18 protein-coding genes are annotated in these 24,188 nt (G+C 59.6%); 12 read left to right on the forward strand and 6 right to left on the reverse strand.

Translation table 11 applies throughout. The features are described from left to right. Positions 1–14: 14 nt before the first annotated feature. From KBY02_RS11385 to KBY02_RS11400, 4 genes are all read right to left on the reverse strand, one after another. Positions 15–1,760, reverse strand: a complete 1,746-nt coding sequence (locus KBY02_RS11385) for an OPT family oligopeptide transporter (RefSeq protein WP_104653017.1) — start codon at positions 1,758–1,760, stop codon at positions 15–17. Positions 1,761–1,964: 204 nt separating this feature from the next. After that, positions 1,965–2,450: an AAA family ATPase gene (locus KBY02_RS11390; RefSeq protein ID WP_032656345.1), complete on the reverse strand. Its 486-nt coding sequence runs from the start codon at positions 2,448–2,450 to the stop codon at positions 1,965–1,967. A 58-nt stretch (positions 2,451–2,508) separates the two neighbouring features. Continuing rightward, the gene (locus tag KBY02_RS11395) at positions 2,509–2,796 is read right to left on the reverse strand and encodes a YceK/YidQ family lipoprotein (protein ID WP_003314115.1); all 288 of its coding nucleotides are present in this window, start codon (positions 2,794–2,796) and stop codon (positions 2,509–2,511) included. Positions 2,797–3,191: 395 nt separating this feature from the next. After that, complete coding sequence (locus tag KBY02_RS11400; protein WP_024651696.1) at positions 3,192–4,136, reverse strand: bestrophin family protein; 945 nt, start codon at positions 4,134–4,136, stop codon at positions 3,192–3,194. Between the two features lie 342 nt (positions 4,137–4,478). Here KBY02_RS11400 and KBY02_RS11405 point away from each other — a divergent pair, with 342 nt between their 5' ends. Further along, positions 4,479–5,930: a hypothetical protein gene (locus KBY02_RS11405; RefSeq protein ID WP_024642743.1), complete on the forward strand. Its 1,452-nt coding sequence runs from the start codon at positions 4,479–4,481 to the stop codon at positions 5,928–5,930. Positions 5,931–6,013: 83 nt separating this feature from the next. On the opposite strand, the gene KBY02_RS11410 is transcribed toward KBY02_RS11405, so the two are convergent. Then, on the reverse strand, positions 6,014–7,339 hold the full coding sequence (locus KBY02_RS11410) for a pectate lyase (protein WP_011266872.1): 1,326 nt from the start codon (positions 7,337–7,339) through the stop codon (positions 6,014–6,016). Between the two features lie 304 nt (positions 7,340–7,643). Here KBY02_RS11410 and KBY02_RS11415 point away from each other — a divergent pair, with 304 nt between their 5' ends. From KBY02_RS11415 to KBY02_RS11425, 3 genes are all read left to right on the forward strand, one after another. Next, positions 7,644–8,138, forward strand: a complete 495-nt coding sequence (locus tag KBY02_RS11415; RefSeq protein WP_104684708.1) for a CesT family type III secretion system chaperone — start codon at positions 7,644–7,646, stop codon at positions 8,136–8,138. Continuing rightward, a complete protein-coding gene (locus tag KBY02_RS11420; RefSeq protein WP_225650358.1) occupies positions 8,135–10,297 on the forward strand; it encodes a restriction endonuclease in 2,163 nt (720 codons plus the stop codon). Before KBY02_RS11415 ends, KBY02_RS11420 begins: the two co-directional genes overlap by 4 nt. Positions 10,298–10,402: 105 nt before the next feature. After that, positions 10,403–10,792 carry a type III secretion system chaperone gene (locus KBY02_RS11425; protein ID WP_148193463.1) on the forward strand — a complete coding sequence of 130 codons (390 nt, stop codon included), beginning with the start codon at positions 10,403–10,405 and terminating at the stop codon, positions 10,790–10,792. Positions 10,793–10,854: 62 nt separating this feature from the next. Here KBY02_RS11425 and KBY02_RS11430 read toward each other — a convergent pair whose 3' ends face one another. Further along, positions 10,855–16,215, reverse strand: coding sequence for an AvrE-family type 3 secretion system effector (locus tag KBY02_RS11430; RefSeq protein WP_225650364.1), 5,361 nt, complete (start codon positions 16,213–16,215; stop codon positions 10,855–10,857). A 219-nt stretch (positions 16,216–16,434) separates the two neighbouring features. Between KBY02_RS11430 and KBY02_RS11435 the strand changes: the two genes are divergently transcribed. From KBY02_RS11435 to KBY02_RS11470, 8 genes are all read left to right on the forward strand, one after another. Further along, entirely contained in the window at positions 16,435–17,958 is a 1,524-nt protein-coding gene (locus KBY02_RS11435) for a lytic transglycosylase domain-containing protein (RefSeq protein WP_058822529.1), read from the forward strand. Between the two features lie 1,074 nt (positions 17,959–19,032). After that, positions 19,033–19,977, forward strand: a complete 945-nt coding sequence (gene hrpR / locus KBY02_RS11440) for a transcriptional regulator HrpR (protein ID WP_080267145.1) — start codon at positions 19,033–19,035, stop codon at positions 19,975–19,977. A 45-nt stretch (positions 19,978–20,022) separates the two neighbouring features. Beyond that, entirely contained in the window at positions 20,023–20,931 is a 909-nt protein-coding gene (gene hrpS / locus KBY02_RS11445; protein ID WP_011266878.1) for a transcriptional regulator HrpS, read from the forward strand. A gap of 92 nt (positions 20,932–21,023) precedes the next feature. Continuing rightward, on the forward strand, positions 21,024–21,350 hold the full coding sequence (locus KBY02_RS11450) for an Hrp pili protein HrpA (protein WP_003314134.1): 327 nt from the start codon (positions 21,024–21,026) through the stop codon (positions 21,348–21,350). A 52-nt stretch (positions 21,351–21,402) separates the two neighbouring features. Beyond that, on the forward strand, positions 21,403–22,434 hold the full coding sequence (gene hrpZ, locus KBY02_RS11455) for a type III secretion system effector HrpZ (RefSeq protein WP_104683797.1): 1,032 nt from the start codon (positions 21,403–21,405) through the stop codon (positions 22,432–22,434). A 27-nt stretch (positions 22,435–22,461) separates the two neighbouring features. Continuing rightward, positions 22,462–22,836 carry a type III secretion system inner rod subunit SctI gene (gene sctI / locus KBY02_RS11460; RefSeq protein WP_003314135.1) on the forward strand — a complete coding sequence of 125 codons (375 nt, stop codon included), beginning with the start codon at positions 22,462–22,464 and terminating at the stop codon, positions 22,834–22,836. Between the two features lie 8 nt (positions 22,837–22,844). Further along, a complete protein-coding gene (gene sctJ / locus KBY02_RS11465) occupies positions 22,845–23,651 on the forward strand; it encodes a type III secretion system inner membrane ring lipoprotein SctJ (protein WP_011266880.1) in 807 nt (268 codons plus the stop codon). Next, positions 23,651–24,178: a type III secretion protein gene (locus KBY02_RS11470; protein ID WP_225650366.1), complete on the forward strand. Its 528-nt coding sequence runs from the start codon at positions 23,651–23,653 to the stop codon at positions 24,176–24,178. Before sctJ ends, KBY02_RS11470 begins: the two co-directional genes overlap by 1 nt. Positions 24,179–24,188: the final 10 nt, after the last annotated feature.

Below are 24,188 nucleotides of genomic sequence, written 5' to 3' on the forward strand. Positions count from 1 at the left end.
CGCCAGACACACGACTACCCGCCGTTCTGAACCATCTGCCACAGCGATGCACCGACGCCGGTAATGCTCTCGCCGGCAATCAGGCCAGCCGCTGCGGTGATGGCAAAGCGTTCGGTCAGTGACGGCCAGCGACAGTTCACCAGCCAGGTGAGCACTGCACCGAGCGCCATCATCAACGACACCGAGGCGGGAAGCACGAAGGCCAGGCCCAGTGCTGCGGCGCTGGGCAGGTACCGGGCGCGATGCGCGGGCAGTGTGCTGTCGAGGATACCCAGCAGCAAGCCGGCCAGACCGCCGATGAAAATCGCCCAGCGGATGCTCGCCGACAGCGAATCCAGACCGTGCGTCAGGGTCTGCGCCACGGCTTTCCAGGTCGCCACCGCCGGGGCTGGCCACTCCTCGGTGAGCAGCATCGATTGCGGGTCCGGGATCAGCGCCATATAAGCCAGAACCCCGACGATACTGCCGACGAAAATCCCCAGTGTCTGGGCAATCAATTGCTTGCGCGGCGTGGCGCCGATCGCCCGGCCTACCTTGAAATCGTTCATCAAATCGGTGCATTGCCCGGCTGAACCGCCGGCTGTGTTGGCGCTCATCAGGTTGATCGGCACCTGACCGGGCGCGACGATGCCGAAGCTCAATTGCGATAACTGCCCGATTGCGCCGATGGGCGGAATACCCGTGGCACCGACCACGCGCGCCGCAACGGCCGCCAGGCAGATCGCCAGAGGAATGGTCAGCAAGGCCATCCACAGATTGATACCGAACAACAGTGCCTGCAGGCTGACCACCAACAAGATCGCCAGCGCAAACCCGGCGGCCGGCCCGGGCTTGGGCATTGACCAGGGCGTCCCGCCGCTGGCCTTGGTGGAGGCGTGCAGTGTCCACAGACGGATGGCCAATGAGGCCAGCGTCGAACAAACCATCAGGCTCACGCCCGGCCACAGCAACCATTCCACCAGCGCGGCGAACTGCGGGCCGCTGCTGTCGGCCGGTAACGTCACCAGCCCCTGTTCCAGCAGCCACGGCGCCAGGCCACCCCAGGCCAGCAAGGCACCGATCAGCAGAGTCAGGCCGACGCGAATACCGATAATCGCCCCAAACCCCACCAGCAGCAGCGAAGGGTCAGCGGTAAAAGTCAGGCGCTCCAACTGAGCGCTCGGCGACCAGCGCGGGAACGCCCATATGAACGTGTCGACCCACTTGGCCAGCGCTGACAGCAACGCGGTACTGAGCAGCACCTTCAGGCGCGTCGCAGCTTCACGGCCGTGATTGTAGATGTGCAGGAGGGTTTCCAGAGTGGCCATGCCTTCGGGGAATTTTAGCGATGCGTCATTGAGCAGTGACGGGCGCAAATACCAGGCAATCCAGATCCCCAGAAAGCTCACCGAGAAAACCCAGGCGATCATCGGGATGGCATCCAGTTGCTGACCCGTCAGCAGGGTATAAGCCGGAATCGGCGCGACCAGCCCGCCGGAAATGATCGACGCAGCGGCGGAGGCGACAGTCTGATTGATGTTGCTCTCATGCAGCGTCCACGGCAGCTGCCCGGAAGAGCGCTTCGACAGCCCTTGCCAGATCGCATAACCGATCAACAGCGCAATGATCGACATGTTGAACGACCAGCCGATCTTCAACCCGGCGTACACATTGGAAGGCGTCAACAGAATACCGAGCACAACCCCGGTAAGTACCGCGCGTAGACTGAGCTCACGCTCGACAGGGCTGGCAAGAGGGGTCGATGGTGAGGTCGAAAGCATGCGAATTCCTTTCGGCAATGAGACAAGGCAACCTATAAAGTGAGCGCCATATCGGCCGAAGGTTCATATGGCAGGCTTCGTTGTGTAGTGGCGTTAAGGCATCCATTTGTTCCGGTTTTCGCCGACCGGTTACGCAGGGTGCCTGTTGCAGGAACATCAGATATCAGACTGTTTGAAGGACATCACCACGCGCCTTCTGATGAATTACAGGCGGTGAACCAGAATATCCAGCCCTTCGTCAGTGTGTGGAATCTGGAAGTAGCGTGTGATCAGCCTGAACTCCGCATCTGTGGCCGCAAAGTCATGCTCGGCTCTTTGGTTGCGAGCATGCAGTCTGGCAAGGCAAATATCATCTTCCACGTCGAGATAGTGCAGTCGATGCTTAACCTGCGCGTCTTCAGCCAGGCTGCGAAGCCACTGGCGGTCGGCGAGCGTATTGGCAGGGAAATCCAGAACCACGCACATGCCGGACTTCAGCATGTCGATGACCAGAGGGCCGATGATGTCGCGAATCCGATGGGCCAGGCGCACGTAGTCCGCCACTGATTTGATCTCGTCAGGGTAGAGCCGGGAGAGCCATTGATCTTCACTCAACAGGATCGCTGAATGCTCGGTCGCGATTGATTTTGCCAGTGTCGATTTACCGGATGCGATCTTGCCGCACAGGAGGTGAAGTTTGGGGGCGAGCATCAAGTCGTGTCCTTTTCCAGTCGTAAGCAGAGGTGAGCCCATACCCAGCGGGAGCCTGTCAACCAAGCACATTCAGCCCATCATTGAAATGGCACTCGCGATCATCACCGCCAAGGTTTTCCGGCAGGAAAGCGGTGAGGTCGTAGGGCAGAAACAGCGTGTCCAGCGCCAGAGAGAACGGCACGTCTATCAACCAGGGCCAGGTCGATGTCACATCTTTAGTACCCCATGCCCAGCCGTGCCGTGTACCGGGATAGACGCAACGCTCACCATCGAGGTGATACATCAGGCTCCAGCAGCCGCTCAGTGAGATGGCCGTAGCGAGTAACAGGCATTGCTTGAACATACATTCCCTTGTTTTGGCGTCGACGCAAAGTGTGCTTCATTCTACCCAACTGCCCTGACAGGGAACCAGGCGACGTCGAGTCTGGATCAAAAAAGGCGACTCTAGAGCATCCGAACAAGCGAGCAGTGAGCGACAGCAGATGCATGGGGTACTCCGATCATCCTGCCCACAGCTCAGGCAATGCGTTGCGCGATCTGCCTGAACAACGCTGTCTCAGTGGGAGCGAGCTTGCTCGCGATCTGTCGGGAACCGACAGCAAAACCTCTGAGCCCGGTACGTTCAGGCATAACTGCGATGGCTGGTTGCAACGTCGCCTTGCCACTGTCTTAAACGTCAGCGGCTGCAGCACGCAAGTTATATTCAGCGCTTATAAATAGCGACGAGCGTGCCTGGCATCAAACGACCAGTCGATGCGGTTGCCAGGCGCTGCCCTGCTGGTCTTGCGAGTCAATTACCAGACTTTGCCTGGCCGGTGCATCAAACATCGAGCGCAGATTCTTTTCGATGGTGTTGCACAGGTCTTCCATGCGAATCCGGTGCTGGCTGGCGCCGAACGGGGCTTGCAGGTCAGTACCGATGCGGTCCATTGCCAGCAGCATGCAGCCGACGACCGTCGAGATTGCCGGGGTGAACCAGCCCAGGGTGGTCACCATGCTCAGCGGCATGATGATGCAGAACAGGGTACTGAACAGTCTGGGAAAATAGACGTACGGGTAGGGCAGCGGCGTATTGGCGATGCGCTCCATGCCGCCCTGGCAGTTGGACAGTTCGACCATGGTCGACTCCAGTCGCGCCAGGCGGATGCTGTCGATTCGCCCTCCGGCAAACTCTTCGGAGATCATGGCTGCCGAGCCGTTGAGAATGTCATTGGGAAAGTTATTGCTCTCACGCGCGCGTTGAATCTCGGAATGCGATAACAGCCCTTCGAGTTTTGCTGTGCTGACATCGCCTTTCAGATGAGCGCGCAGTGCCCGCAGGTAAGCCACGTGACGATTGAACAATACTTCTTTCACCGGGTTGCCACGTTCATTGGCGCTGCCTTCAATCAAGGTCAGTACCTGGCGGCCATAGCTGCGCGAGCTGTTGACCATCGCGCCCCATAGCGTGCGCGCTTCCCACCAGCGGTTGTAGGCGCTGGAATTGCGAAAGCTGATCAGTACGATAAGCGCCGAGCACAACAGCGTAAGCGGCATCAGCGGGAGATCTATCCCCGCACCCTGGATCAACATGAAGTCCATGGTCACGGCCACGTCCCAGAGCAGAAGCCAGAACAATGACCAGCCAACGTAGGTGACCGTTCTGCTGATGCACCGCCATTTTTTTTCAAAAGGACCAGACATTGCGGCACTCCTTTGCTGGGTTGGAAGGGGTTTGGCGCGGTCAATCAACACACCACGCCGCAAACTTACTGACCGAGGCTTAAAGCTCGCTTAATTCTCCATGGTGGCGAAACAGTCACGCCTGTCTTGACCATGGCGACCCCTACCAACAGCTGGAACCCCCGGCACTGTTGCGACCACACAGCCTTGTCGGTCCTCTTCGCTGACGGGCCCCCGGACGTTTGCAATTGCTATCACTCTCGGACCGACGCCTCATTGCCTTGCCTGTTCGCAAGCAAGTCGTCCGGCCAGACTCGTCTCGGCGCGTTGCTACGCAACTTAAGCAATAGAGAGGGAGTTTCAATGCACATCAACCGAACCGGCAGCTCGCAGCCCAGCATCGAGCTGGAGCGCTTTTATTCCGCATCGCAATCATTGGCCTCCAGTTCCGTACGCGAGCTCAGCCCTGCCGAACACGCTAATCTGCAAGCCATTACCGATTACCTGAAAGATCATGTATTCGCTGCGCACAAACTGCCGTTGAGTGAGTCGGCCGTCGATCAGGATGCCGTTCATGCGCACAACGAGCAACTCGACAACATCATCGATGCTCGCGCCAGACGCTTGCTGGACGAGGGCGAAACGCCTGCCACCATTGCCGACACCTTCGCCAAGGCGGAGAAGTTCGACAGGATGGCAACCACCGCTTCGACCGCGCTGCGCGCCACGCCGTTTGCCGCTGCGTCGGTGCTGCAATACATGCAGCCTGCCATCAACAAGGGCGACTGGCTGCCGACGCCGCTCAAACCCCTGACGCCATTTGTGTCCGGAGCGCTGTCCGGGATCATGGATCAGGTCGGCACCACGGTCATGAATCGCGCCACGGGCAACCTGCACTACCTGAGTACCCCGCCTGAGAAACTGCATGATGCGATGGCGGCTTCCGTGAAGCGTCACTCGCCGGGTGTCATGCGTCAGGCGGTGGATCTGGGTATTGCCGTCCAGACTTACAGCGCGCGTAATGCGGTGCGTACCGTGCTGGCGCCAGCATTGGCATCCAGACCCGCCGTGCAGGGTGCGGTCGACATCAGCGTGTCGGCGGCAGGTGGCCTGGCGGCCAACGCGGGGTTCGGCAATCGTATGCACAGTGTGCAGGCGCGTGATCACTTGCGCGGCGGTGCATTCGTGCTCGGCATCAAGGACCAGGAACCCAAGGCAGACTTGAGTGAAGAAACCGACTGGCTCGTGGCCTACAATGCGATCAAGTCAGCCAGCTACTCCGGCGCTGCACTGAACGCCGGCAAGCGGGTGGCTGGCCTGCCGCTGGACGTCGCCACCGACGGCCTGAAAGCGGTGAGAAGCCTGGTGTCGGCCACCGGTCTGGCGCAAAACGGGCTGGCCCTGGCAGGCGGCTTTGCCGGCGTGGGCAAATTGCAGGAGATGGCGACCAAAAATATCACTGATCCGGCCACCAAGGCGGCGGTCAGCCAACTGACCAATATGGCCGCCTCGGCAGGCGTTTTTGCGGCCTGGACCACCGCAGCGGTCGCAACCGATCCCGCGGTGAAAAAAGCTGAGTCGTTCTTGCAGGATACGGTCAAATCGGCGGCGTCGAGTTCGACCAGCTATGTAGCTGACCAGACTGTCAAGCTGGCCAAGGCGGGCATTGACGCGAGTGGTGAGGCGATTGCTGCGACGGGGGCATCCTTGCTTGACACATTACGTCGTCGCAATGCTCGTGAGCCGGACATCGAAGAGGGTGGCATTGCAGCGGGTTCACCGAGCGCGGTGCCGTTCCAGCCAGGGCGCTCATAAGCGTTTCGACCCATAGCCGGTAAAGCAAAGGGGCGCCTTCCACGGAGTGCGCCCCTTTGCTTGTTTCTCATGTATGCGTCGTATCACAGCTCGGTGTGCTGGGTAGACGCCTTGGTCTTGTCATAGGCGTGCTTGACGTCGGTCATGGCGATGTCGCCAGTGGCCAGTTTCAGATCGTCACTGTCGCTTTTGACGAGTGCGAACTTGCCATGGGTCGCGTCCACGCCATTGAGCTCGACACTCATGTCATCAAACTGCTTGCCACCATTGGTGCGGACCAGCGTACCGAAATCGGTGGCCTTGAAACCGTCGACTTTCAGGTGGGTATCGGCATTGAGCTGAATGACCTTGTCATCGGCACCGTTGGCGCTGCTGTTAGTGATGTTCAGATTGGTGACCTTTGCGCCGCCTTCACCCTTGACGGTGATCATGTCTTCACCGACGTTCTGGGCATGCACGTTATCAATGGTGACTTGCTCCGAGTTTTTGGCATTCACGTGGATGCCGTCGGCTTCGTTCTCGCCCAGGTTCACGTTTTTCAGCACAGCGCCTTCGGCCAGTTCGAACAGGGGCTTCTGATGTTCGTCCTGGTCGCCGGTGCCCATCGACTTGTCGGCGGTAAAGGTTGCACCGTGGCCGTCAAACACCTGGCCAGCACCGACTTTGATGGTGTCTTTCACGACATTGACTTCGCCGGATTGCTCAAGAGAGCCCGTTGTATCCGAAACCGTGCCGTTGCCCGAGTTGCGGCCGGGATTGGCCAGTTGCGGGGTGACTTGAGGCGTCACGCCATCACTGCCACCGCCTCCGCCGGTTCCGTCCTCGGTCGAAGGCGCGCCGCTGCCGTCTGCGCCAGTCGACACATAACTACCGCCGCCGTCACCTTCAGCGGTTGGAGATGTACCGCCGCCGTCACCTTCAGTGGTCGGGGATGTACCGCCACCACCGTCACCACCCGTCGCCGCCGTTGTACCGCCGCCCTCGTCACCGCCTGAAGCCTCCTGAGTACCACCGTCACTGCCTTCGGCCGATGGCGTACCGAGTCCTCCCTCGTTTTGAAACGGGTCTTGCCACTCGTTGGAGTCCTGACCCGTGTCCTGTTTTTTATTGAGGTTCATGAGCATTTGCAGCAGCGATGTGACGAGTGCACTGAGCAGCTTGACGACGTTGGATTGAGGGTCAGTTGCAGCGCTGCTGTCGGTGGGGTTTTGAACCGTATTGTCGGGCTGTCCGAAGCTGACGTCTTTCTGTCTGGCAGTGTCGAACAGCAGGGCACTCGGGTCGACGCCCTGTGCAGTGCTCTCATCGCTGAACGTATTGGTCTGCGGACTCTTGCCGCTCAGCGCCGAGAAGTCCAGCTGGGTTGAAGCGGGTTGGTAGGAGGTGGATGAGTTGATACCGATGCTCATGGTGCTTTACCTCGATGGGATGGACATATGAACCAGCGTCGTCTTCCGGATTTACCGGCGTTGATCGCCGCGTCCTTGTCGGGTTCTATAGGTCGATGAGGACTCTGCCTTGGCGTTGCCCGAAGTGAGTGGCAGCACGGGGGGATGGGTTCCCGTTTGTGTGCGTTGACGGACGATGATCCCGATGCACCGCTCTGGAGAGGTCACCTCGCCCCAAGGAACCAAAACCCCTTGCCCTCCGACTCAGTGCGCACACGCCAGCAAAAAAATGGTGTGGACTCACATCGCACTCAGAGGCCGTGAAATGAACAAAAATGATGAATATCAATCGCTTATCAATGAGATTTGCGCGCTCAGTCTGATCTCCGAACCTGAACGTTTTTACGAGTCAGCCAATTTCAAAATCAGCGACGTCGACTTCACCCTTCACTATCAGGACCGCGACGAGGGGCGTGCGATTCTCATCTACGGGGATATGGGCGCGCTGCCCGCGCGCAATCGTGACAGCGCCTTGCTGGCGCTGATGGACATCAACTTTCATATGTTTTCGGGGGCCCACAGCCCGGCTTTCTCCTGGAATGCCCAGACCGGCCGAGTGCTGCTGATGGGATCGATAGGCCTTGAACGAGCGACAGCCGAGGGCGTGCTGTTGCTGATGAAGTCCTTTGCCGACCTGGCCAGAGAGTGGCGCGAGCACGGTTTCATGGGGCCGGTGGGTGCTGCGGGCGCCCCGGTCAATATGCCTGCTTCTCAGGCAACCACGCGTGACAATCCTGCGAGTTCCGGGAGGTTCCAATGATTGGCACACGAGTCGGCGGATCAGGCAGTACCGAAATCGTTCAGGCGAACCAGCCGCAGCCGTCTGCCGCTGTCGCCCAGGCTCATCCTCTCGCGGTAAGCCCGAGCAGCAACCCGCCGCTGACCGCCAGCCAGTCGGCCGCTCAAGCGCCGGAAAGCTCGGCGGCCGGTGCCGCTCGCCTGCCAGTCGCGCCGCGACATCTGCCGACATTGGAGAAGTTTCGTGCCGAACAGCCCACCGTACAAGGCACTTCCACGCCGACTATCAGCGCTAACGCGGCCCTGCTGATCGGCAGTCTGTTGCAGTCTGAAAAACTGCCCTTCGAGGTCATGGCCGCCCGTTTGTCGCCTGAGCGTTATGCGTTGCAACAGTTTCACGGCTCCGATTTACAGCAAATGCTCGGACGATTCGCTGAGCCAGGGCATCTGCCAGGCAAGGCCGAGACCGAACAACTGATCAAGGGCTTTGCCCGGTCGCTCGCAGACCAGCTGGAGCACTTCCAGCTCATGCATGACGCGACGGCTGAGGCATTCGGCCCCGGAGGGCTGCGCGACCGCAACACACTGGCGGTCAGTCAGGCGGCGCTTGGCGAATACGCCGGTCGGGCGAGTAAATCCATCGAAGCGGGGCTGAACCACAGTCTCGCGGTGCTGGACGAACGCATCGCCGCGCTGGACAGCCAGTTGGAGGGCGCCACTGAGGACAGCAGACCGGTTTTGCTGATGGACAGGCAGGCGCTGGAAACGGCCAGGGCGATGCTGAGCGACCTGCACGCCGACTTCTGCAAATCGCCTGAAGCCAAGCGGTTGAGTGCCGTTGCCGCTCACACGCAAATGGATGCTCTGATCGACAAGCTGAACGTCGATCGCAACTCGGTCGGCGGCTGGAAAGGGATCGGTCCGATCGTCGCGGCAGCGGTGCCGCAGTTTATGGTGTCCATGCTCCACCTGGGGTATATCCGCACGGCCACCGGTGACGCGATGAAAGATGCCGTTCCCGAAAAAAGCGCCGACGCCAGCATGAAGAGGGCCCTGGCCGTAGGACTGACTGCCGGGGTGGCTCACGAGGGCGTTACCAACCTGTTGAAGCCGATGGTGCAGGCCGGGTTTCAGAAAGCCGGCCTCAACGAGCGGCTGAATATGGTGCCGCTCAAGGGGATTGATACCGACTCGGTGATTCCCGACCCTTTCGAGTTGAAGAACGACAACGGCGCACTGGTCAGAAAAACGCCTGAGGAAGCCGCTGAGGACAAAGCCTTCGTCGAAAGCGAGCGAGCGGTCTTGAATCAGAAAAAGGTTCAGGTTTCGTCTACCCATCCACTGGGTGAGATGATCCCCTACGGCGCCTTTGGTGGCGGGCAGGCGGTACGCCAGATGCTCAATGATTTCAATCTGCTCAATGGCCAGACCCTGTCGGCCAGAGCGGTGACCTCCGGGATCGCCGGGGCCATATCAGCCACCACCCAGACCATTGCACAGCTGAACTCGACCTATGTCGATCCGCGCGGGCGCAAGATCCCGGTCTTCACCCCGGACCGCGCCAATGCCGACCTGGGCAAGGACCTGGCCAAAGGCCTGGACCTTCGCGAACCGGCGGTACGCACCGCGTTCTACAGCAAGGCTGTTTCAGGTGTGCAAAGTGCAGCGCTGAACGGTGCGCTACCACCGGTTGCCGTCCAGCCCCAAGGTGCATCCGGCACGCTCAGCGCGAGGAATATCCTGCGCAACATGGCGCTGGCGGCAACCGGTTCGGTGTCTTACCTGTCGACCCTGTATGCCAACCAGTCGGTCACGGCCGAGGCCAAGGCCCTGAAAGAGGCAGGCATGGGCGGCGCAATGCCGATGCTGCCGCGTACTGAAAGCGCCTGGAACACTATTCGCCATCCAGACAGAGCTTCACTGCCACACACGTTCCAGCCGGAGACTGCGCTTGGTATCCCCAGAGCCGTTGAAAGCGCCTATCACATGGGCAGAGGGGCGTTGCAATTACCGACCCAATTGGTGGTGGATACACTCCGCGGGGTGGAAGAGGGCGTATCGAAAGGTGTTTCGGCTTTGCGCAATTCACGCAACGCGCCAGAGACACCCTTGCCTGCGGACAACGCTGACCCCGTCGATGTCGAACTGAGTTCGATGGAGGAGGGCCGTCGAGGCTCATAAACACACGGGGGCTGTGTCCCTGGCGGCCCCTTTTTGTGGAACCTGCAGCGCCAGGCAGCCACTCACTGCCTGGTCAGCTCAGGCTTTTCCTAAAGGACTATGACGATGAATACCTCGCAACACGAGTTCTCCCGTTTCATCACTGCGCTGGGTGCCCAGCTTGGCACTTCGCTTACCTGGCATAACGGGGTATGCGCGCTGTATGACGGCCAGGACAACGAAGCCGCCATCATCGAGTTGCCCGAGCACAGTGAGATGGTCATCTTTCATTGCCGTGTCGGGCGCTGCCCTGAACGCTCTGCCGATTTGCAGCAGTTGTTGAGCCTGAACTTCGACGTCGCCCGCTTGCACGGTTGCTGGTTTGCCGTCGATCAGGGCGATGTGCGCCTGTGTGCGCAACGTGAGCTGGTGTCGCTCGATGAGCCAGCCTTTTGCGACGTGACGCGTGGCTTTATTGCTCAGGCACGCGAAGCCCGCGCATTTCTGCACGCCTGAACAGACGGGATTGCCCGCCAACGCGCCGCTTCCATGCGGCGCTTTTTACGGTGTTTCAACTATCAGCTTTTGACTTCGAAGCCCGACAGTTTCAACTCGCCTGCCGCCTCTTTCAGCGACGCCGAGGGCCGCGACAGTTCCCCGTCGAACGTGTAGCCGATGGGTTTGTCCTGGTCTTCGCCATAGATGAAATTGATCCGCCCGAGGGTCTTGTTCACGCTCAACGAGGCGCCGCTGTTGTAGCTGATCAGTGGCGTAGGTGACGTGAAGTTCTCGGTCTGCGGTGGGGCATGGAACACCACCAGCCTTTTGATCCTCATGTTGTTGCGATTTTCCAGAAGGCCGGAGAGTTCGGTCTGCGTCAGCGTCCCCCTGCGGCTGCCTTCGTCTATGTCGTCGATCAGCGAGTCTTTCGGTTCAAGGCGTACCCGGGCGAGGGTGCCCTGGCTGTTTTCAAGTTGCTTGACCATGGCGCTGAGCGTCGGGTCCTGACGCATGTACTCGGCGACCCTGGCCGCGTTGCCGGGCGCACTGGCTTCGCGTATCGAACCCATGATTCTGGTGAGGATACTTTCCTTGCTCAGGCCGGACAGGCTGGTCTTGCTGGTTTCGAAGCGGGCATTGTCCAGCACACTGTGATTGTTGATCGACGCTTCGTGTTGCACGCCTGCCCGTTTCAGGTCCCGAAGCGCCTTGTATTGCGTGTCGTTCTGCGACGGTCTCTCGGCAAACAGCGCTTTGAGCCCGTCAAGTCGTGCCTGAATGGCCTGCTCAGGGTTCATGTCGACGTAAAGAGCGTTCAGCGGATTCTGCAGCGCTGCAAGGCGGACTGTCGTGGCTTTGTCCTTGAAGGCTGCACCGAGACTTTTAGACAGTTTGTCCAGGCTCTCGGTGGTCATCGGGGTCGCTACGTTAAAGCGGAACTTGACCCGTTTGACGGTTTTGTCATCAATGGTCACGTTCGCTGCGACCCCCAGGTTATTGGCCGCCGATTGAGTCGCCGGTGTCGGCCCGGCAGCGGAGGCCGGGGTCGCGGTGGAGTTGCTATGCGTGCCACTGATCTGCCCGCGTGCCTGCCCGCCGAAGATCAGACTGTTGAAAAAGCGCGGCCGGTTCTTGCCGCCTTCGCGCAGCTCTGTCTTGTCGTTCTTCTGGGTCAGGGAGTAATCGGTGTAGCTCAGCAGGTTGACCGTGACATTCGCCGCCACGCCCAGACGCGCAACCGCGGAAAGCGGCGCGCTGTCGGCCTCCGACAGGCCGAAGCCGACGCGCATATCAGCGCTGAAGCCTGTGGTGATATCGAAATTGAAGCGGCGCGCTTCATAGGTTTCGTGGTCCTTGACCTTGTTCAACAGCTGCAAGGGGTTGAGCTTGCCTTCGAACAGGTCGTCGACGAACCCGTCGATTTCGTCGTCCGCCACATTGAAGATCACCCCGGCACGCTGGCTGGCGGCAGCGGTTGCGGTCACGTCTGCGCCAAGACGGAAGTTCGGCGTCATCTTGCGGTTGTTACCGATATCGACGCTGCGGGCAGGGTGGTTTTCGTCGAAAAAGCCAGGCCAGTAGTCCTTGCCGCCGCCCACGCCGCCGCTGATATTGCCGGCCGCTTCTCTCATCAGGTACAGGGTCACGCCGCCTTCGCAACGTTCGGCACTGAAGAGGTAGTTGCGATTGCCGGTAGCGCCGGCGGTCGGCCACGGGCCTGTCGACTTGTCGGCAAGGACGGCGAACGGGCTGGTCAGGTTCAGGCCGTAACTGCGTTGCACGCCGATTTCATCGTCGCCATGCTCCAGGTTTTTGAGCATGGCCTTGAGCGTGTCGGCCAGTTCGGACTGATCCTGGCTGCCGGTTGCCGCGCGCATATTGACGCTGACCGCGTGGTCGGATTTCTTGAGTGCGTTCGAGAACGCCTTGACCGCGTCATACGCGCCTTCCAGTGCTGCGTTATCGGTAAAGCCCATGTCAGTGACCTGCTTGACCGGATTCTCGCCATAGGTCACATCGCGTAACGAGGTCAATTCCGCTTGCAGCCTGGGCAGGTCGCTGCTGCGTGCCAGCAGCTCAACCTTGCCGATCAGCGCACCGAGGTCGTTCAGGGTGACCAGATCGAGCGCCAGGCGGGCCTTGCTCAGCCCGTGATCTTCATTGGCGTCGCGGCGTTGGCCCATACCGATATCGGTTTTGGTGTGAGAAAGCTTTACACCGTTGTCTTTCAGCAGCCTGAGCGTTGTGGCCGTCGGGTTTTCTGCGGACGGGGCGACACGGGTCAGGGCGTTATCCAGCTCATTGACGAAATCATGGCCGGAGCTTTTGAAGTTGAGCATCGACCCCAGTTCAGCCAGCTTCTTGCCTAGCTGAGTGCGTTTCGATGACTTTGCCAATGCGCTGTGCTGGTTGAGCACACCGTCGTTCTGCCTGAGGTTTTTGAGCTTGCCGTAATCCTTGCCAATGTTCTCCAACGCCGTCCTGGCGTGCTTTTCCAGTTCGTCGCGGAATACTTCGAGTTCTTTCGCCAGCTCAGCGCCTTCAGGGCCAAGCTGCAGGCGCGCAATTCGCGCTTTCAGATCGTTGCCCGGGGTCGGCGGTGTGCCGCCGGCTTCATGAATCAGTTCAAGTTGTTTGAACGCGATCAGCTCTTTCTTGTAGAGCTCCTTCAGGCCCTCGCGACCATGATAGCGATGCTGGATATTGTTGCCGACGTTCTTCATCCAGCGAGGCGGTTCCAGCGTGTTCTTGTAAACGTTGGCCCGCATGGCCTCGCTGGCGGAGGGGCGATTGCTTTTCTCCATGCCGCTGCGCCCGAATGCATTGATGTCCAGCTTTGCTGTCAACCCGGTGCCTGGAATCCGCCAGGTCTTGTGCGCGCGCGTGATGCGGTTGTAAACGTCGTTCAAGCCGTTTTTTTCCACGGGACGCTGCTCGAACGCTTGCCACTGACCCTCTTTGAGTTGCATCAGGCCTTGACCGGCGGCGTCCTCGACCTGGACGCTCAAGCGATTGTCATCATTGCTGTACAGCGCTTTGACCGGTTGCCCGTCGGGCGCTGCCAGCGGCGTCCATTTGGCGGCCAACTGGCCTCCGAATCGGGTTGCCTGCCATGCCTCTCTGGGCATGCAATACAGCTTACCGGTGCTGCTCAACGCGTAAAGATTATGCTTTTCGTCCAGGGCCAGATCCTTGATGTCTCCGTCAATTGCGGAGGTATCCAGATCAATGGGTTTGTGGTCCTTGCTATGGGCCGTCAGTCTGTTCTGATCATCGAGCGCGACAAAGCGCTTGTCGCTGACCATGGCAAAGGCGGTCACGACCCGATTCTCCAGCCCTGCGATTTCCTTGCCCATAGCCACCTTGGTCGAGCGCGCTATCTGGGCCAGTGCCGTATTGTGGTCGAAGGCGACATTGGGGTGTTTAGGGGCCACGTCGAGCCTGAGCAGCTTGCCACCTTTCAACACGTAGGCGTTGCTGTCGGCTCCGCGCTGCAAGCGATCGACATCCTTGATGCCTGCGTCTTTCCAGCACTGCGGCGTCGCGTCCCAACGCTGGATGCGACCGGCGCTCAAACCGACCAGACCGGCACGGTCGAGGTGCAGGCGGTCGGCACCGACGGGCGCTGGCATAACCGTCAGGCCGCGTGTGTTGTCCAGAACCAGCGCATTGGTCAGATTCCAGCCACTTTCCAGCTTCGCACCCTGCTCGTCGAGCGCATGGGAGTGCACCTCGCCCTGACGATTCCTGATCAGTGCGTGCACGCGACCGTCATCGCCGCTGATGAATCCGCTGACGCTGTTGTGGCCGCCCATTGGTTGATCGTCCAGCCTGTAGCCGGCCCGTTCGGGCATCAGGCGCAACGTTGGCTCGTTGCTTTCGAAGGCGCTGCGATCAGTGCTGTAAAGCCTGCCCTGCGTGTCGGCAATAAATAGCCTGTCGTTGCTCAGGGCGACTTCGGCGGCCTGTGCCTGACCACCGTCGAGTTCCAGGGTTTTGGTTTTTTTCGGGGTCAGCCCACCAATCACCGGACTCATGTCGGTGAGCAGGACGGTCTGCACATCCGAGCCGCTGAGCAGTGCCGCGGTATCGTCAGGTGCGACCGAAAATGACTTCAGGTTGTTGAAATCGGCATGCGGCATGAACGGGCTGGAGAGATCGACGACAACATCGTCACTTTTGGCGTAGACCGAGCCGTTGCCTCCGGTTATCAGGCGGTTGAAGGCGATGTTCTCGATTTCATCCACCGGCTTCCAGCGTGCGGCGAGCGGTTCGAACTGGTACAGCCGGTCTTCGTGCACGCGCAGGCGGTCGCCGTTGGTGGTCTGATGGACGTCGGTGAGGTGGGCGATATGGGCCTTGCCTGGCAACTCCTGGCTGCGCCGCCCGTCAAGGGTGTCGAGATGAATGTGATTTTCTTCACGCTGCATGTTCACCGGCGGAGGTTTCCCGCCTGCCACCGGCAGTGTTGGCTCGCTGCTGCGGATGACCGCCAGCGAGCTGTCACCTTGCGCCAGATGCAGCAGATGCCCGTTGGCTTGCAACAGTTGATGGCCCTGCACGCCTTGCTCACTCTGCTGCGCCAGATAGGTTTGTCCGGGCTTGGCGAGTATGTCGTTCAGCAACGCGGCCATGCCGGGCGTCTTGAACGAAGAGAAATCCGGCTTGCCATCGGCACTCAGCCTGATAGTGGCCTGTGGTCGCGTATCGCGCATCAGTTGCTCGCTCCTGAGCTCGGAGCTCCCGCCGGTGCTACTTTCCAGCCCGGTATTGCGGCGCGCGAGCGGCCCATCAGGATCGTCGGCTTGGGTACCGGAACTGCTTGCCGTGTTCGGGCCTACAGGCTGCATTGACTGGCGTGTGCTATCGAGGCCTTGCAGACGGCCACCGGGGTTACGGCGTTCGCGCATAGCGCTGGCGACCGCCTCTTCGTCAGTCATGGGCTCTGCGGCTAGCTGCTCTGAGGCGCTGCGTGTGAGCTGATCCTGCGGAAGATTGAACGTGACACGGCGATTGTTGCGGGGGGCAGTGTCTGCCCGCGTCGATCCTTGTTCTATTTCATGCTTCGTCGTTCCTGAGGTGTTCGCACGGGTGCGCAGAATTGACTTGGGGGGAGGATCGTTGCGCGGCGGCGGGTTATCTGGCAGACGAGTGTCACGACTGGTGTTTCTGCCCGCCTCGCGACTGGAGCGCGGTGGTGAGCTTGAGGGGGGTTGCGTACTGGGCGGTCTGGCTGCCGACTGCCGGGGTGCCCTGGATTTCTGGAACACCTTACCGACGCTTTTCAGCAGCCGTTTTCCCATACTGCCCAGCGAATGTGAGGAGCGCTGGGTCGGCTGTTCGGTTTGCTGCCGGATATTTGAAGGGTTGTCGGCTCTTGCTGTCGCTTCTGGCGCAATGACGTTTCCGGTATTGCGGTTGACCGTTGGTGCCTGCACGGTGCATCTCCCTTTCCATTTGCCGCCCGACGACGGCGATTGTGTAACCCTTTTGAAAAGTCCTTCAGCTCCTGTGTGGCATGGGGAAGGCACCGGTTCCACAGAAAAACAGCTGGCTGAAACGTTTCAGGCTTGTGCGTACGCAAGCGAAATACGCCTTGCAGGGAACTGGAAAGGCGGGCGTGCCACGTAGGGGGACACGTTCAGGACATTCCGCACATGGCCGCCGTTGCCCTCCACGTTTCGTCTCCTCGTTTGCTGGCTCGTTCGGTACAGATCGCCGTTCTGGCCCTGGGGGCGCTGTGTGTGGGCTGTCAGTCAGTCGATGACTCACCGTCGCGCCTGGACCGCTTGCCGCGACTGGTCGCCGGGCTGGGGTATCGCTCGGCCGACGCGCAGGCCGACCCCCTGGCTGCAACGACTGTTGCCGATTTGCCCGTCTACAACGGCGAGGACGTTTGGCAACGGGTGGCGCAGCGATGCCGGCTGGTGGACGGGCAGGGCGTCAATGAACGTATCGCTCGCCAGCGTGACTGGTTGCTGAACAATCGCGGTTTTCTGACCGGGGCCAGCAAGCGCGCCACGCCTTACCTGCATTTCATTGTCGAACGTCTCGATGAGCGCAACATGCCATTGGAGCTGGCGCTGCTGCCCATGATCGAGAGCTCTTACAATCCCTTGGCCAACTCCCCGGCGGCGGCAGCGGGCCTCTGGCAGTTCATCCCGTCCACCGGTCGCCAGTTCAACTTGAACCAGAGCGCTACCTACGACGCCCGCCGCGATGTCGTCGCGTCAAGCAAGGCGGCGATGGATTATCTGACTCGCCTGCATGATCAGTTCAATAACGACTGGCTGTTGGCACTGGCGGCCTATAACGCAGGCGAGGGCACGGTTGCACGAGCGATCGACGCCAACCGTCGACGTGGCATGCCTGTCGACTACTGGCATTTGAATTTACCCCGGGAAACCCAGGACTACGTTCCGCGCCTGCTGGCACTTTCGCTGGTGGTGCGCAATCCAGGCGCCTACGGCGTGCAACTGACGCCGGTCGCCAACATGCCGTATTTCGATGTGGTTGAGCTCAACCACACGGTAGACCTGACTCAGCTCGCCGCCACCACCGGGGTAGACGAGGCACAGTTGTTGCGCCTCAACCCGGCATTCCTGCGAAAAAAGACCCCGGATGGGCCGGGGCGACTGTTGATCCCCAAGACCCACACGCAGGTGTTGACGGCAGGTATCGAGCGGATCACCGGAGAGTCGCCGACAACCGCTGTCATTGCGCCAAGCCACCCAACGCGCGTGATCGAGCGTCAGCCAGCGTCACAGGTGGCCGAGCGCGCTCCGGTTCCTGGACCGTTGCAAGCAGCAGGGCGCGAGCAGACGGCAGGCCTGATGCAGGTGCTTGAGCGCGAGCCAGCACCGGAATCGGTACAACCGGTCAGACGTGAACCGCAACCGAAAGTCGTCCAGGTTGCCAGGCAGGAGCCTTTGCCCGGCCCAGCGCAACCCGTTCAGGCTGCCGAACAGGTGACTGTGTCCGAATCCATCCAGCCCGCGCGTCAGGCGCCACCGCAGGTGACAAACGAGCGTTCGCTACTGGACCGCCGGATTCAAAAGAGGCTGTACATCGATGACCGTTCGTCGCCACGCAAGCGCGACGAGATCGCGTACCGCGATGAGCCGCGTGAGCTGCCGAACGGTCCTCGTGTCGTGGTGTACGCAAGCGATCCACGCCAATAACCTCTCGATTTTTTTCTCCTGAGCGCTTAAAGCACCTGAAAATTGCCCTTTTTTAGTGCTTTTTCGCGTTACCAGCGCGTGCCCGAAACCTGCGAATGAAAAATTCTGCTCCTTTTTTTGCCTTTATAGGGGCGTAAAAAGGGGGGCGGACCAAGCTTTACCAAATATGTTTCTCAATGGCTCATGCAAACTTTGTAAAGAATTGTAAGGAAATACTTACACATATCTAGAAACAATCTCAGTGATGATGAGGTATCAGCGCTGCTTATGGTGAGAGGCGTTCATAACGCTATAAGCCTGGATTGCCAGATTGTCCTACAGTGAATCCTTTCAGCGAATTAGCCATTTTCAAAACCTGCAAATACGCATTCTGAAAAGGCCACGCGTTCGGATTACCGAATGCATGGGTGGCAAAAAGCTATCGCGAGATGAGCCCAAAAAATGGGAGGGTTATGGATCCAACCAGATCAGAGATGCGCCATCGTTCGGAAATCCGACTGTGGTCTTGTTTGTATCAGCCCAGTTGCCGGGTTCTGTCTTGCAACCGGTTCTCCCTATTTGGACGTATGGAGTAAGTTGAACGTTAACCGGTTTTTTCTTGAGTGTGTTAGTTGTGGGTGTATGGGAAGTTAATACAATACGTTCGTACAAATGGCTGTTTTGGTTTGCTCATTTTTTATTGCTGTAAAGAACTAACGTGCTGCGGCGACTATTAAGTGTGCTACCAGATTCATGGGGTGGCTATCTGTTTTTTCTGCGGTTGGCAAGTTACAAATTTTTCGATTTCATTATGACCCATGATCGGGCATACGTCTGGATTCCCCGCAGCCATGGGGGCTGCAGCGACGCTTGGCTAGCGTAAGTCCATGATAATTTTGGAATAAGGATATATTAACAGAGTCATTTCAAAGCGCTTGCGCTATACCGAGTGGGTCTTAGGGGGGTGGCGCTACTTGATAGTGATTCTCGAGTTTGTGAAATTTTTCACCGTCTGTGGGGAACTAAATTACTATATGTGTGCCTTGTAAGACGTGGTATTAATATCCCGCCTTCCTCCCGCCATGAGAGTGATCGATGAGCACAGACATTGATAACGACGTTCGAACGTGTTGGAACGTAACTGCATTATCGGCTGGTCATCAAATTGTAATGAACAGCGCGCTACTGGATATGGACTTGCTTCTTTGCGGGGAAACCGGCACCGGCAAAGATACCCTGGCCAGCCGGATTCATGAGCTGTCGAGCAGGACCGGGCCCTTTGTCGGCATGAACTGTGCGGCCATCCCCGAATCGTTGGCAGAGAGCCAGTTGTTCGGCGTGGTCAATGGTGCGTTCACCGGCGTGTGTCGGGCTCGCGAGGGCTACATCGAAGCCTCCAGCGGCGGCACCCTCTATCTGGATGAAATCGACAGCATGCCGTTGAGCCTTCAGGCCAAGCTCTTGCGGGTGCTGGAAAGCAGGGGCGTCGAGCGGCTCGGCTCGACCGATTTCATACCACTGGATCTGCGAGTGATTGCTTCGGCCCAGCGTCCGCTGGATGAACTGGTGGAACAAGGACTTTTTCGTCGTGACCTGTTTTTCAGGCTCAATGTGCTGACACTGCAGTTGCCAGCCTTGCGCAAGCGTCGCGAGCAGATTTTGCCATTGTTCGACCAGTTCACCCAGGACATCGCCGCAGAATCCGGCCGCTCCGTTCCAACGCTCGACAATCGACGTGTACAGATCCTGTTGAGCCATGACTGGCCCGGCAACGTGCGCGAACTGAAGTCGGCTGCCAAGCGTTTTGTCCTGGGGTTGCCGTTGCTGGGCGCTGAGCCGGTCGAAGCGCGTGACCCGGTAACAGGGCTGCGCATGCAGATGCGCGTCATCGAGAAAATGCTCATTCAGGATGCCTTGAAGCGACATCGGCACAATTTCGACGCTGTGCTCGAGGAGCTCGAACTGCCCCGGCGCACCCTCTACCACCGCATGAAAGAGCTGGGGGTTGCTTCGCATATCGACCTGGTAGCCGAGTCCTGAATCGCTGCTGCGCTCGCGCAACGCTGATGCCATTGGAGTCATGAAATGAATCTCGACGATGAGTTTGACGATCACCTGGATGCGGAGCGCGTACCCAATCTGGGGATCGTCGCCGAAAGTATTTCGCAGCTCGGCATTGATGTCTTGCTGTCGGGCGAGACCGGTACCGGTAAAGACACCATTGCCCGGCGCATTCACAACATGTCCGGGCGCCAGGGTCGTTTCGTCCCGATGAACTGCGCAGCCATTCCGGAATCGCTCGCCGAGAGCGAGCTGTTCGGAGTGGTGAGTGGGGCCTATACCGGCGCCGACCGCTCCCGAATGGGCTACATCGAGGCGGCGCAGGGCGGAACCTTGTACCTGGATGAGATCGATAGCATGCCGCTCGCCCTCCAGGCCAAGCTGCTGAGGGTGCTTGAAACCCGTGCACTGGAGCGTCTGGGTTCGACCTCCACGATCAACCTGGATATCTGTGTGATTGCCTCGGCCCAGGCCTGTCTGGACGACGCCGTCGAAGAGGGGAAGTTTCGGCGCGACCTGTACTTTCGCCTGAACGTGCTGACCCTCAAACTGCCGCCGCTGCGCGATCAGCCCGAGCGTATCCTGCCGCTGTTCACCCGGTTTGTGGCGGCGTCGGCCAAAGAACTGAGCGTCCCGATTCCCGATGTATGTCCGTTGCTTCAGCAGGTACTGACGGGGCATCACTGGCCCGGCAATATCCGCGAGCTCAAGGCCGCTGCAAAGCGCCATGTATTGGGCTTTCCTCTGCTTGGGGCTGACTCGCAGACCGAAGAGCACCTGGCGTGCGGGCTCAAGTTCCAGCTGCGGGCGATCGAAAAGGCCTTGATTCAGCAAGCGCTCAAGCGCCACCGCAATTGCATCGACGCGGCCAGCCTGGAGCTCGATATCCCACGTCGTACGCTCTACCGCCGCATCAAGGAATTGAGCATCTGATTTTTTGCAGAAGTTCTGGAACCGATTCGCGGACGCATGCCACCTAGCTGTACCAAGCAATTACGCTGGTACAGACGAAGGGGTATGACGTTATGACTATCATGAGTTCTCTGGCGGGTGCAGGTCGCGGTGTCGTCAACACGATCGGTGGTGCCGCTCAGGGCATCAACAGCGTAAAGAGCAGCGCCGACCGTAATGCTGCACTGGTGAGCAACACCGGCAGCACTGACAGTATCGACGCGACTCGCTCCAGCATCAGCAAAGGCGATGCAAAAAGTGCCGAGCTTGACGGCACCGCGAACGAAGAGAACGGCCTGCTGCGCGAATCGAGCATGCTGGCGGGCTTTGAGGACAAGAAAGAGGCGCTTTCCAACCAGATCGTCGCAAGCAAGATCCGGAACTCGGTCGTCCAGTTCTGATTTCTTGAAGCCCCTTCGTACCTGAGGGGGCTGCTACTTTGAGGAGGTTGTGATGCAGAGTCTCAGTCTTAACAGCAGCTCGCTGCAAACCCCGGCAATGGCCCTTGTTCTGGTACGTCCTGAAACCGAGACGACTGGCGCCAGTTCGTCTAGCAAGGCGCTTCAGGAAGTTGTCGTGAAGCTGGCCGAGGAACTGATGCGCAACGGTCAACTCGACGACAGCTCGCCATTGGGCAAACTGCTGGCCAAGTCGATGGCCGCGGATGGCAAGGCAGGCGGCGGTATCGAGGATGTCATCGCTGCGCTGGACAAGCTGATCCATGAAAAGCTGGGTGACAACTTCGGCGCGTCTGCGGACAACGCCTCGGGTACCGGACAGCAGGACCTGATGACTCAGGTGCTCAATGGCCTGGCGAAGTCGATGCTCGATGATCTTCTGACCAAGCAGGATGGCGGGACAAGCTTCTCCGAAGACGATATGCCGATGCTGAACAAGATCGCGCAGTTCATGGATGACAATCCCGCACAGTTTCCCAAGCCGGACTCGGGTTCCTGGGTGAACGAACTCAAGGAAGACAACTTCCTTGATGGCGACGAAACGGCTGCATTCCGCTCGGCACTCGACATCATTGGCCAGCAACTGGGTAATCAGCAGAGTGGCGCTGGCGGTCTGGCGGGGACGGGTGGAGGTCTGGGCACTCCGAGCAGTTTTTCCAGCAACTCGTCCGGTGTGAAGGGTGACCCGCTGATCGACGCCAATACCGGTCCCGGTGACAGCGGCACTACCAGTAGTGAAGCGGGGCAACTGATCGGCGAGCTTATCGACCGTGGCCTGCAATCGGTATTGGCCGGTGGTGGACTGGGCACACCCGTAAACACCCCGCAGACCGGCACGGCGGCGAATGGCGGACAGTCCGCTCAGGATCTTGACCAGTTGCTGGGCGGCTTGCTGCTCAAGGGCCTTGAAGCGACGCTAAAGGACGCCGGACAAACCGCTACCGACGTGCAGTCGAGCGCTGCGCAAATCGCCACCTTGCTGGTCAGTACGCTGCTGCAAGGCACCCGCAATCAGGCCGCGGCCTGACCGACACCCGCCTGACGGAGAACTCACGTGACCATTTCCCACCTTGGTAATGTTAAAAGCATCTCGCCGGAACTCGGGCAGGATGTGCCACAGGGGCTCGTTTCAGAACCGGCCCAGGCGGATGTCGACATCTTCACCGCTGCCACGCAGCCGGACGGCGTTTCGAGCGGAGCGCCGCTTTCCGAGCATATCGCCAGCGCAATTTCCGGCGGTCTGGGCGAAACCGAAAAAATGTCTCAGCAAGCGATGCGGTCGATGAAAAAAGCCTCCGGGACGGGAGACGCGCTGGATATCGCGGCGATGACCAGGACCCTGTCGCAATGCTCGTTGCAGACTGCGCTCACGACCAAGGTGGTGAGCAAGACTGCGCAGGCGCTCGACAAGCTGACTAACTTGCAGTAGAGGTTTCCGTGAAATTTCTGAGCGCAGGGCTGCTGCTGATTTGCATGGTGTTGCTCGGCGGCTGCAGTGATGAAACCGATCTGTTCACCGGCTTGTCCGAGCAGGACTCCAACGAGGTCGTTGCCCGTCTTGCCGATCAGCATATCGACGCGCGCAAACGTCTGGAGAAAACCGGCGTTGTCGTCACCGTCGCGACCAGCGACATGAACCGCGCTGTCAGGGTGCTCAACGCTGCCGGCCTGCCACGCCAGTCTCGCGCCAGTCTGGGGGATATCTTCAAGAAAGAAGGGGTCATTTCGACCCCGCTCGAAGAGCGCGCCCGCTACATCTATGCCCTGTCTCAGGAACTCGAAGCGACGCTTTCGCAGATAGACGGCGTCATCGTGGCCAGGGTGCACGTGGTACTTCCGGAACGCATCGCACCGGGTGAACCGGTGCAACCTGCCTCTGCTGCGGTGTTCATCAAACACTCCGCAGCGCTTGACCCGGACAGCGTGCGTGGGCGCATTCAACAGATGGTCGCCAGCAGTATCCCCGGCATGTCGACGCAATCGGCAGAGTCGAAAAAGTTCTCCATCGTGTTCGTACCGGCTACCGAGTTTCAGGAAACCACACAGTGGGTCAGTTTCGGACCGTTCAAGCTGGACAGCGCCAATCTGCCGTTCTGGAATCTGATGCTTTGGCTGGTGCCGGTTGGCCTGGCGGTGTTGCTGCTGATCATCGCGCTGCTGTTGCGCAGTGACTGGCGCGCCTCGGTCCTTGGGCGGATCGGCCTTGCCGGCCGTAGCCGCTCGACCGTACCGGCGCGCGCCTGATGGACCTGACCGCCGAGGACTATTGGACTCAGTGGTGGTGCAATCCCTGGCCATGGGCGCATCCGGGCTGGCAAAGCCGGTTCGCCGAGCGCTGCGGACTGACCGTTAGCGACTGTGAAGCCCTCATGGTCAGCCGTCACGGCGTGTTTCTGCAGAGTGTCGGCATCATGCCAAGTCAACCGCCAATACCTGCAGAGCCGGTGTTGAACTGGCTGGCGCTGACACCCGCGCAGCGTGATCAGGCGCTGGATCTGGCGCAGCGCATCTGTTTTTCCCGTAACGAAAGCGACGGCCATGACGGGCAGTGGTGCTGGGCGCTGACCAAGGCGTTGCGCCCCGGTGTCTGGCTGGAGCTGGAGCATGAAGATGCGCGCTTGCTGTTGGGTGCCTGGCTCGGGCCTGAGTATTGGCCGCGATTGCGTCTGGCCTGGGCGCCCGATGAGGTCGCCGAGAGGCCTTGCGCGGCCCCCGAAAATAAACTTCAGACGCTGTGGCAGGCTGTCCTATGGCGTGTCACCGCGGCCTGAATATCCGCTT

Origin of the sequence: Pseudomonas sp. P129 (genome assembly GCF_020312195.1) — a bacterium.
Classification (GTDB): Bacteria; Pseudomonadota; Gammaproteobacteria; order Pseudomonadales; family Pseudomonadaceae; genus Aquipseudomonas; species Aquipseudomonas fragariae.

Bases quoted from the DNA above. Each gene is read 5' to 3' on its own strand.
- hrpS (WP_011266878.1), top strand. From the start codon at position 20,023: ATGAATCTCGACGATGAGTTTGACGATCACCTGGATGCGGAGCGCGTA.
- KBY02_RS11385 (WP_104653017.1), bottom strand. From the start codon at position 1,760: ATGCTTTCGACCTCACCATCGACCCCTCTTGCCAGCCCTGTCGAGCGT.
- KBY02_RS11470 (WP_225650366.1), top strand. From the start codon at position 23,651: ATGGACCTGACCGCCGAGGACTATTGGACTCAGTGGTGGTGCAATCCC.
- KBY02_RS11405 (WP_024642743.1), top strand. From the start codon at position 4,479: ATGCACATCAACCGAACCGGCAGCTCGCAGCCCAGCATCGAGCTGGAG.
- hrpZ (WP_104683797.1), top strand. From the start codon at position 21,403: ATGCAGAGTCTCAGTCTTAACAGCAGCTCGCTGCAAACCCCGGCAATG.
- KBY02_RS11390 (WP_032656345.1), bottom strand. From the start codon at position 2,450: ATGCTCGCCCCCAAACTTCACCTCCTGTGCGGCAAGATCGCATCCGGT.
- KBY02_RS11435 (WP_058822529.1), top strand. From the start codon at position 16,435: ATGGCCGCCGTTGCCCTCCACGTTTCGTCTCCTCGTTTGCTGGCTCGT.
- KBY02_RS11450 (WP_003314134.1), top strand. From the start codon at position 21,024: ATGACTATCATGAGTTCTCTGGCGGGTGCAGGTCGCGGTGTCGTCAAC.
- KBY02_RS11420 (WP_225650358.1), top strand. From the start codon at position 8,135: ATGATTGGCACACGAGTCGGCGGATCAGGCAGTACCGAAATCGTTCAG.
- KBY02_RS11400 (WP_024651696.1), bottom strand. From the start codon at position 4,136: ATGTCTGGTCCTTTTGAAAAAAAATGGCGGTGCATCAGCAGAACGGTC.
- KBY02_RS11425 (WP_148193463.1), top strand. From the start codon at position 10,403: ATGAATACCTCGCAACACGAGTTCTCCCGTTTCATCACTGCGCTGGGT.
- KBY02_RS11410 (WP_011266872.1), bottom strand. From the start codon at position 7,339: ATGAGCATCGGTATCAACTCATCCACCTCCTACCAACCCGCTTCAACC.
- hrpR (WP_080267145.1), top strand. From the start codon at position 19,033: ATGAGCACAGACATTGATAACGACGTTCGAACGTGTTGGAACGTAACT.
- KBY02_RS11395 (WP_003314115.1), bottom strand. From the start codon at position 2,796: ATGTTCAAGCAATGCCTGTTACTCGCTACGGCCATCTCACTGAGCGGC.
- KBY02_RS11415 (WP_104684708.1), top strand. From the start codon at position 7,644: ATGAACAAAAATGATGAATATCAATCGCTTATCAATGAGATTTGCGCG.